Origin of the sequence: Pseudomonas citronellolis (assembly GCF_029335315.1) — a bacterium.
Classification (GTDB): Bacteria; Pseudomonadota; Gammaproteobacteria; order Pseudomonadales; family Pseudomonadaceae; genus Pseudomonas; species Pseudomonas citronellolis_A.
Window position 1 is genome coordinate 1 of sequence record NZ_JARJLT010000102.1, and the last position, 3,641, is coordinate 3,641.

A 3,641-nucleotide genomic window follows, 5' to 3' on the forward strand; every position below is an offset into this window, starting at 1 on the left:
CCATGTCCCGCCTCAGCCGCATCACCCCGTGCCTGTGGTTCGACGACCAGGCCGAAGCCGCCGTCGCCTGCTACACCTCGATCTTCCCCAACTCGCGGATCACCGCCAGCAGCCACTACGGAGAGGCCGGCCGGGACATCCACGGGCGCCCGCCGGGCTCGGTGATGACCCTGGCCTTCGAGCTCGACGGGGTACCGTTCACCGCGCTCAACGGCGGGCCGGTGTTCCAGTTCAACGAGGCGGTTTCGCTGCAGGTCAACTGCGACACCCAGGACGAGATCGACCACTACTGGAACGCGCTTTCGGCGGGAGGCCCTGTGCAGGCGCAGCAGTGCGGCTGGCTGAAGGATCGCTTCGGGTTGTCCTGGCAGATCGTCCCGGCATTCCTCGCGGAGCTGGTGAGCGACGCCGACCCGGCGCGGGCCGACCGCACCATGCGCGCGCTGTTGGGCATGAAGAAGCTGGATATCGGTGAACTACGCCGCGCCGCCGGCTGAGAACCTGTCTACGATCTGCTGCGCGTCGGCATAACTGCGTTGAAAACAGGCGAGTGATGCTCATTTAGCGGACTAAACTGCGCTCCCTCGCCTGTTTTCGCCTTGTTCTGCTCTAGCTCGCGAGATCGTAAACAGGTTCTGGCGGCTGGGGGCTGGCGGCGTCTGGTTTCAGCTCTGGCGCCGGGGCGCCTCCAGGCCCTTGAGGGTCTGCCGGCAGTGCAGCAGGGCGTCGCGCACCATGAAGTTGACCAGGGTCGGCGAGACGCCGAGCTCCTCGGCGATCTCCTTCTGCGTGCGCCCGTGCAGGCGGTACATCTCGAAGGCGTAGCGGGTGCGCTCGGGCAGCTCGGCCAGCGCCCCGGACAATGCCTCCAGGGCCTGGCGGCCCTCGTGGGCGGCCTCCGGCGAGGCGGCGGGGCTGGGAACGTGCATGCCTTCCTCCTCGCTACCGGCGTAGCGCTTTTCCAGGCTCTGCCGGCGATACAGGTCGATGGCCAGGTTGCGTACCACGCGCATGAGGTAGCCGCTCTGCGACTGGATGTTCGGCGCAAGGCCGGCGTCGCTGAGCTTGAGGTAGGCGTCGTGCACCACATCCTCGGCGTGGCTGCGGCAGCCGAGGATGCGCACGGCGGCGTTGATGAAATTCTGCCGGTGCTGCGCGAACACTTCGTGCAGTGCCGGTTGGCCTCCGGAGGGGGCGGTCTTGAACATGCAAGGCTTCCTATGCGGCGGCGGATGCGGGGACGTCCACATGGATGAGGCGCTCCAATCTAGTGCAAATGATAATTCTTATCAATTGATTGGTGCGGGCTCTGACATCCCTTTTCGCGCGCTTGTTCCCTTTGCTTGAAGAAAATTCATGCGTCTTCAGAAACGTCGCCAGGGTAGGGCGGACGCCTACCAGTATTTCATGAGAATAAATCTCATACGAGAACTCTAACTATTTTCTTTTCTCCTTCGTCTTTCTCGGAAAGCGCATTCCTTCGCGCAACTTTTCGGACACCAAGGAGCTACGCAATGGCATTCGACCGCGACGACGCCCAGTACAAGGTGCTGGTCAACCACGAGGAGCAGTATTCCCTGTGGCCCGCCTACAAGGCGCTGCCGGCGGGCTGGCGCGAGACCGGCCAGCAGGGCCTGAAGGCCGAGTGCCTGGCCTGGGTCGAGCGCACCTGGACCGACATGCGCCCGCTGAGCCTCAGGCAGAAGATGGACGGCCCGGCGGCGGGGCGCTGAGCCATGGCCGTCGCCCTGCGCCTGTTCTGCCTGCCGTACTCCGGGGCCAGCGCCATGGTCTACGCGCGCTGGCGCCGGCAGTTGCCGGCGTGGCTGGACGTCTGCCCGCTGGAACTGCCCGGCCGTGGCCGGCGCTTCGGCGAAGCGCTGCAGACCGACATGCACGCGCTGGCCGAGCAACTGGCCGAAGAGCTCGAGGAACGCCTGGACGCGCCCTACGCGCTGTTCGGGCATAGCCTCGGCGGCCTGCTCGCCTTCGAGCTGGCCCATGCCCTGCGCCGCCGCGGCCTGCCGGCGCCGGCCGCGCTGTTCGCGTCGGCGGCGCCCGCGCCGTCGCGCCGCGAGCACCATCAGGAGCTGGCCCTGGAGCAGGACGACGCGCAGCTGGTGGCGCGCCTGCGCCAGCTCGGCGGCACCCCCGAGGCGGTGTTCGGCGACGCCGAGATGTTGCGCCTGACCCTGCCGGTGCTGCGCGCCGACTTCCTCCTCTGCGGGCGTTACCGCTACTACCGCCGCGCGCTGCTGGCGTGCCCGATCCATGTGTTCGGCGGCAAGGCCGACCGGCTCTCGGTGGAAGCGCTGTCGGCCTGGCAGGACGAGACCGCGCAGAGCTTCTCGCTGGAAATGCTCGATGGCGGGCATTTCTTCATCAACAGCCGCGAAACCGAGCTGCTGCGGCTGATCCTGGGCCAGCTGCGCCCGGCCGGCGACGCCGGTTACCGGGCCCAGGCCTGAGCGGAGAACCGAGATGGCAGACCTTTTCAGCATCGAACCCCTGGGCGAGGCCCGTGGCGGCCTGCCGCTGCTGGTCCAGGCGCGCGGCGCGGTGGACCTGGTCGACGCCCTGGGCGAGCTGCGGCCGCTCATCGAAGCGCGCCTGCCGAGCTGCGCCGGGGTGCTCCTGCGCGGCTTCCAGGTGGGTGACGCGGAGCGTTTCCGCGCCTTCGCCGGCGGCTTCGGCCATGCGCTGCTCAACTACGAATTCGGCTCCACGCCGCGCAGCAACGTCACCCGCGGCGTCTACACCTCCACCGAGTACCCGCCGCACCAGCACATCCCGCTGCACAACGAGCAGGCCTACACCCGCGAGTGGCCGCTGAAGATCTGGTTCTACTGCGTGCAGGCCGCGGCCAGCGGCGGCGAAACGCCGATCGCCGACAGCCGGGCGATCTACCGCGACGTCGGCGCGGCCATCCGCACGCGCTTCGAGGAACGCGGGCTGATGTACGTGCGCAACTTCGGCAACGGCCTGGACGTGGCCTGGGAGCAGGTGTTCAACAGCGACGATCGCGAGGTGGTGGAAGCCTACTGCCGCGCCCACCGCATCGACTGCCAGTGGAAGGACGACGGCGAACTGCGCACCCGCCAGGTGTGCCAGGCCACGGCGCGCCACCCGTTCACCGGCGACCTGGTGTGGTTCAACCAGGCGCACCTGTTTCACGTCTCCAACCTACCGGCGGAAGTGCGCGAGAGCCTGCTGGAGATCGTCGACGAGGAGGACCTGCCGCGCAACGTCTACTACGGCGACGGCAGCCCCATCGAGACCTCGTTGCTGGACGACGTGCGCGGCGTGCTGGAGGAAGCCAAGGTGAGCTTCCCCTGGTACAGCGGCGACGTGCTGATGCTCGACAACATGCTCGCCGCCCACGCCCGCGCGCCCTTCAGCGGCCCGCGCAAGGTAGTGGTGGCGATGGCCCAGGGCCACGGCTCCTGACATGACCCGCCGCGCGTCGGCCATACGTCGTTGGAGGTCAGCGAAAAATGCTCATTCACTTCAGTGAACTGCGCTTTTTCGCCGCCCTCCGCCTCGCCTGGCTCTAGCGCGCCAGGCCCTCGATTTCCGCTTCAAGCCGAATCCCATTTGCCCCGGCGGGCAGCCTGTTGCCCGCCGTCCGTACAGGTGATGCC

General features: G+C 67.6%; 5 protein-coding genes. 4 read left to right on the forward strand and 1 reads right to left on the reverse strand.

Annotated elements, in window-relative coordinates:
• Positions 1-2: 2 nt before the first annotated feature.
• Complete coding sequence (locus tag P3W75_RS08565; RefSeq protein ID WP_276226942.1) at positions 3-497, forward strand: VOC family protein; 495 nt, start codon at positions 3-5, stop codon at positions 495-497.
• Between the two features lie 168 nt (positions 498-665).
• On the opposite strand, the gene P3W75_RS08570 is transcribed toward P3W75_RS08565, so the two are convergent.
• Positions 666-1,208 carry an RNA polymerase factor sigma-70 gene (locus P3W75_RS08570; RefSeq protein ID WP_276226943.1) on the reverse strand — a complete coding sequence of 181 codons (543 nt, stop codon included), beginning with the start codon at positions 1,206-1,208 and terminating at the stop codon, positions 666-668.
• A gap of 306 nt (positions 1,209-1,514) precedes the next feature.
• Here P3W75_RS08570 and P3W75_RS08575 point away from each other — a divergent pair, with 306 nt between their 5' ends.
• The 3 genes from P3W75_RS08575 to P3W75_RS08585 are packed head-to-tail and all read left to right on the forward strand — an operon-like array spanning position 1,515 to position 3,447.
• Positions 1,515-1,733 carry an MbtH family protein gene (locus tag P3W75_RS08575; RefSeq protein WP_276226944.1) on the forward strand — a complete coding sequence of 73 codons (219 nt, stop codon included), beginning with the start codon at positions 1,515-1,517 and terminating at the stop codon, positions 1,731-1,733.
• Positions 1,734-1,736: 3 nt separating this feature from the next.
• On the forward strand, positions 1,737-2,468 hold the full coding sequence (locus P3W75_RS08580) for a thioesterase II family protein (RefSeq protein ID WP_276226945.1): 732 nt from the start codon (positions 1,737-1,739) through the stop codon (positions 2,466-2,468).
• 13 nt (positions 2,469-2,481) lie between these two features.
• Positions 2,482-3,447: a TauD/TfdA family dioxygenase gene (locus P3W75_RS08585; protein ID WP_276226946.1), complete on the forward strand. Its 966-nt coding sequence runs from the start codon at positions 2,482-2,484 to the stop codon at positions 3,445-3,447.
• Positions 3,448-3,641: the final 194 nt, after the last annotated feature.

Excerpts from the sequence above, each read along its gene's own strand:
- P3W75_RS08565 (WP_276226942.1), top strand. The coding sequence starts at position 3 with ATGTCCCGCCTCAGCCGCATCACCCCGTGCCTGTGGTTCGACGACCAG.
- P3W75_RS08570 (WP_276226943.1), bottom strand. The coding sequence starts at position 1,208 with ATGTTCAAGACCGCCCCCTCCGGAGGCCAACCGGCACTGCACGAAGTG.
- P3W75_RS08575 (WP_276226944.1), top strand. The coding sequence starts at position 1,515 with ATGGCATTCGACCGCGACGACGCCCAGTACAAGGTGCTGGTCAACCAC.
- P3W75_RS08580 (WP_276226945.1), top strand. The coding sequence starts at position 1,737 with ATGGCCGTCGCCCTGCGCCTGTTCTGCCTGCCGTACTCCGGGGCCAGC.
- P3W75_RS08585 (WP_276226946.1), top strand. The coding sequence starts at position 2,482 with ATGGCAGACCTTTTCAGCATCGAACCCCTGGGCGAGGCCCGTGGCGGC.